Annotated in this window: 5 protein-coding genes; 2 read left to right on the top strand and 3 right to left on the bottom strand. The window is 55.0% G+C overall.

Going from position 1 to position 4026, the window contains the following annotated elements; translation table 11 throughout:
• Positions 1 to 166 precede the first annotated feature (166 nt).
• Positions 167 to 595 carry a hypothetical protein gene (locus HW556_RS18070; protein ID WP_176901518.1) on the bottom strand — a complete coding sequence of 143 codons (429 nt, stop codon included), beginning with the start codon at positions 593 to 595 and terminating at the stop codon, positions 167 to 169.
• A gap of 606 nt (positions 596 to 1201) precedes the next feature.
• Here HW556_RS18070 and HW556_RS18065 point away from each other — a divergent pair.
• Positions 1202 to 1441, top strand: a complete 240-nt coding sequence (locus HW556_RS18065) for a hypothetical protein (RefSeq protein WP_126546997.1) — start codon at positions 1202 to 1204, stop codon at positions 1439 to 1441.
• 650 nt (positions 1442 to 2091) lie between these two features.
• On the opposite strand, the gene HW556_RS18060 is transcribed toward HW556_RS18065, so the two are convergent.
• Positions 2092 to 2409 (bottom strand): hypothetical protein, encoded by a 318-nt coding sequence (locus HW556_RS18060; protein WP_176901517.1) that lies wholly within the window; start codon positions 2407 to 2409, stop codon positions 2092 to 2094.
• Between the two features lie 396 nt (positions 2410 to 2805).
• On the opposite strand from HW556_RS18060, the gene HW556_RS18055 reads away from it, so the two are divergent.
• A complete protein-coding gene (locus HW556_RS18055) occupies positions 2806 to 3267 on the top strand; it encodes a hypothetical protein (protein WP_176901516.1) in 462 nt (153 codons plus the stop codon).
• A 68-nt stretch (positions 3268 to 3335) separates the two neighbouring features.
• Here HW556_RS18055 and HW556_RS18050 read toward each other — a convergent pair whose 3' ends face one another.
• Entirely contained in the window at positions 3336 to 3944 is a 609-nt protein-coding gene (locus HW556_RS18050) for a hypothetical protein (RefSeq protein WP_176901515.1), read from the bottom strand.
• Between the last annotated feature and the right edge of the window lie 82 nt (positions 3945 to 4026).

Here is a 4026-nt window from a genome sequence, read left to right as displayed (position 1 = left end):
CCCGTTTACGTATGCGGAGCGCCTTTCTCAATTCGGTGCTTCGCCCCCCCCCCCGCGTGTTCGAGCAAGAAGCCTGGGTGGTTGAGTTTCCGCGCTTGAAAGAAGTGGCCACCCTGCAGTTCTTTGTGCTGTACCGGCGTGACCGGAAGGTGTTGATTGCCAAGACTCATCGGTTATAGGAGCGGGTTTCCGTGATGGTCGAAGTAGTGGTTGGTGTTTTGGCTTCTATTACCAGCTTTTGGGCGGTAAGCTGTAACACCTTGTTCGTAGTGGTGGCCCCAATCGGCTGGCTGTTGTAGAAGTAGGTAAGGAATGGCGGGTCAAACCGATAGGTCGCCACAATGGAGGGGCTGGGCGATTGAAGGGTCCCGTCGGCGTTGAAAAACACGGAAGACCCTGGATTCTGAGCGGAATAGAGGGTGCTGTCCTGGCGGACAATGCGCCCGTCGGAGGCCGTTTCTGTTCTCACGTATCGCTGTGTCTGCCAGGTTCCGACCAGCAGTTGCTCAGGGGTGAGCGGCTTGGGGTCGACGGCTGCCTTCTTGCAGCTCGCCACGATAAATAACCCGCACCATAAAACTTGTTTTAACGACATAAGTATGTTGTTGGCGACGGCCGTTTCTGTGAAATCGATTACTAAAAAGCTATTAAGAAAGTCGCCAAAACGGCGTAGAGACGCATAGTTTCGTCTTGTCGTTGAGTGATACCAGCAATTTTCGTTCAACGACGAGAAACAACTATGCGTCTCTACATCGGCGAACCTACTTCCTAAACAGCTTCAATATAAGTAATAATCAAACGCTCGTGGCTGTTGCAGAACTTCACTCGAGGTCTCGCGTGAGACCTCTGGCGGCCAAGCCAGGCCTCAAACTGGCGATAAAGCAGCTTTTTGCAGCTAACCGTACTAGTTGTGAGCACTCGTCGAACGAGTGTGATAGTTCTGCAACAGCCACGCTCCTTATTTTGAACTGAGCGCGTTTAGCGCACGACCGTTTTTGTGAACATATGCATCATTTCCAGTCACTTCCCGCAATAAGGGCAGGTTGAGGCTTCCCTCCGAAACGCGTCCGGCATAATGTGTTGCCGGTCTGAGGCCTGTTTTCTGTGCTACGGGGTCCTGTCTTTAACCAAGCTCAAAACAAGCGGCCCCGTTCTGGGCTTTGCTAGCAATGATTCGCCGTGTTTATTTAGCCGCAACCCCGTGCAAGCTCCTTTGAATTTTGGTCCCGCCGAACAAACCCACCACCAGCGCCAAGAGATTGCGGACCGCGCGATGGCCATCACCCTCGAAGAAGAGCGGCATGCCAAAGCCGAATTGTTAGCCCTTTACGACCAGTACGTGGCCGGCGAAGTGGATTTGTACGCCATCAGCATTCATGTTGGGGAACAGACGCGCCAGCGGCTGCTGGGGTTAATAAATGCGGGGCCTGCTGGCCGCTAGGGCCGTGGGACCTGTCAGTTGGGCGTCGTGGCGTTCCACCACGATTAGCCAGCAGCGTGTTGGCAGGAAATAGTGGCGCCAGATGCGGAGACAGCGCGGGCGTGACGGGCTGGTACCGGTTGAGCATCGCCTCTAGGGTGCCGGGGAGTGTTCCTAGTCGCTCAGCCACGTTCGTTAGTGGCAGCTACTGGCGGTTAGCTCGTTTACCTTCGGACCCTTTGGCTAAACCTTCCTTATCCCGGCGGGCGTCGACGCCGAATCGAGCTCTAACAGTTCTGTCACCTCTCCTTCGCCCAATGGCCCCCGGCCCTCACCGAAGGTAAAGCGCGTGCCTACGCACAACTGGCCCAGCCAGGCACCGCTAAGGAAGGTCACGTCCACGCGCGCTTCCTCCCCAGGCGCACACGCCTGCCGGTCAATCAAGCTAATGTGCCCCGACGTTTTCATTTCCGGGATGAAGTCGAACAACGGGCGGTAACCGGAGTAAAAAGGGGATTGGCGATACCCCGCGCCCTCATAGAGGCGAATGGTGGCTCGGATTCTGACCATGTGGTTGCGACGGGCAGGAAGTGAAAGCGTCAAAATAACGCTCTTTCAACTGAACGGGCCGCGTTTAGCTTCGGACCGTTCAAGTGAACAGGCTGACGCGTCTAACAGCCGTTGGCCTGGTAATAATTGTATGCAAAGCCCAGAAACGAGAGCAGCCATCCTACTGTAAAGGCCCCCATGTAAGCACTTGCGACTTTGGTGGAGCTATTGAGCCCCCATTTGAGCGCCCCAAACAGCCCCAACGCTAGCACGAGGTACTCCGGCACCAAGGTCCAACACGTCGACCGCAGGTAAGGCGAAAAATCAGCCCAGCCCTTACAGTAAAGAATGTGATAGGAAGTCCCCACAAAAAGACCTTGCAAGAGGAAAGCAATGGCAGCGACACTGACGGTGAGAAGGGTTCTTTTCAAATGCAGCATTACTCGGTTGCTAGGTGACCCCGGTCGAAGGGAAAGGCCGTAAAAGAACGCTCGTTTTGCTAGTCGGACCCTTTTACTAGGCTCGTATCTTGTCGCGATGGAAAACACGCGTGATATACCAGACGGGTGGAAGCTAACGTACGAAGAAGTCTCGAATAGCGTGTATACGATGCGGTTGACGTGGGAGCGTGGGCCCTTTGTCGAGACGTCCGGGACCGACTTCGAGGGCCTACTGGCCTGGTGCATCGAGTCGGCACTCGACATTGAAGATCAGTTGCGGCGAAAAGGCTTAATGACCTAATCGTCCTGTTTCGACCGTTATTTTAAATTCAGGATGCTATGGATTCCTCAAGTACCACAGATGCTACCGGAGTATCTGAGTCCTACTGGACGGCAGTGGGCAACATTGTTCGGGAGCGGTCTTATGGGCCCGGAGGAGCTGAAATTCGCTTCGGTACCAAGCATTTTGCCCCAGGAGCTAAAGTGTATATTATCAACTGGTACGCGGGCATGTGTCAGAGTATTATCGTCGTGGGCATGCACCGCAAATCTAAACGGTTCATCACCCTGACCCTCGACGTTCGGCTCGTTGAAAGCCTGCGGCCCCAGGTGTGCTACAACCCCGCGGTCATTGCCAAGCTAAAAGAGCATTTCTCCCCAAAGCCGCACTTTTACCCGGGCACCATCAATTCCCTCACCAAAGAGTTTGCCGAGCGGATCTGTGCAACTATTCCGCACTGGCAGCAGAACTACAAAAATGCTGACCGGGTTGCGCCGGTTCCCGACCCCGTGTTTGAGAGCCGCGTGCCTTGGCGCCAGCAACTGAGGGAGTTCTTTAGTTTTCTACTAAAAAGCTAAAGCCTTTTACTAGTCAGACCGTTTGGCTGAACCGAATCCTAATGGGGTAAACAGGCGCTCATTCGCGCTTATTTCATGAACAGGATGTACAACAACCCGAAAGCAAACAACAGCATGAAGGCTATCCAGCCATAGGTTTTCCAGTGTTGCTCCCCGGATTGAACCCCCAGGCCGGGACGTGTGCCGCGCTTCGGTTGCCATGCCTGGTGCAGATGTGCTAGGAACGGGTCGTACCCGGCAATTTCAAACGAATTGAAGGACAGGGCTAGCCCATCGGACCCGTGCAGCGTGGTTTCTTGGCCTTCGAAGATGGTTACCCGCAGGCCGCGGTACGAGGACGTAATGGCATAGCGTGCTTCGCTCAAGCGGGTGAAGTCCGTCAGCGCGACGCGGCGCTGCTGGCCCTGCAAGGGGCGGTGGAGGATGACGGCCTCATTGGTGAGCACCAAATACGGAGCCGCCAGCGCCTTGGCCGCGCTGATGGCCGCCATATAGGCAAACAACGCCAGCAACGCCACCGCCAGTGCCACCAACAGCACGCCGCGTTCATGCGTCCGGGCGGGGACCACCCACCCCGCATAAAACAGTAAGCACGCCCATGTACTAAAAAAGGCCGCAGCCGCGGCATAATAGCCGAGGTACAACGGACTTAAGCGGGTTTGATAGAGAATGGGCAAGCGTAGAAGGAACGAAGGAGCCGTGAGGAAATGAGTTACCCATAAAGAACAGGCAAATTCTATAATTAGGCTCGTTATTCTA

This window comes from Hymenobacter terrestris, assembly GCF_013377905.1.
Classification (GTDB): domain Bacteria; phylum Bacteroidota; class Bacteroidia; order Cytophagales; family Hymenobacteraceae; genus Hymenobacter; species Hymenobacter terrestris.
This window is presented reverse-complemented; position numbering and strand designations above follow the sequence as displayed.

Excerpts from the sequence above, each read along its gene's own strand:
- HW556_RS18060 (WP_176901517.1), bottom strand. The coding sequence starts at position 2,409 with ATGCTGCATTTGAAAAGAACCCTTCTCACCGTCAGTGTCGCTGCCATT.
- HW556_RS18070 (WP_176901518.1), bottom strand. The coding sequence starts at position 595 with ATGTCGTTAAAACAAGTTTTATGGTGCGGGTTATTTATCGTGGCGAGC.